The organism is Bradyrhizobium sp. LeoA1Lang (assembly GCF_055413685.1).
In genome coordinates this window covers 1-259 of sequence record NZ_JBVAPG010000590.1, presented here as the reverse complement: position 1 = coordinate 259, position 259 = coordinate 1, and the positions used below count along the sequence as shown (strand labels likewise).

At 59.5% G+C, this 259-nt stretch carries 1 protein-coding gene; it reads right to left on the bottom strand.

Features of this window, described 5'->3' with window-relative positions; genetic code table 11:
- The coding region (locus ACZYOF_RS44615) for a nitrogen fixation protein NifQ (protein ID WP_463719703.1) at positions 1–259 on the bottom strand (259 nt) is incomplete at both ends.

Here is a 259-nt window from a genome sequence, read left to right as displayed (position 1 = left end):
TCCCCTTCGGTCGAGCGTTGCGCGAGCAGGAGATCACGCAACATTGCGCCCTCATCGCTCTCATTGCGCTTGAAACGCAAGAGCAACTCCTCGGCGTTCATCCGAACCGACGGGAAGTACTGCTCCAGCAACGCCGCCAGCTCATGGCTTGACAGACCGACCTTCTCGGAAAGAAGACCACCATCCATCGTGGCGAGCGCCAGAATGGACGCCAGCGCGTGGCGATCGAAATTGCTGTCACTGGTTGTGTCGGCATCTG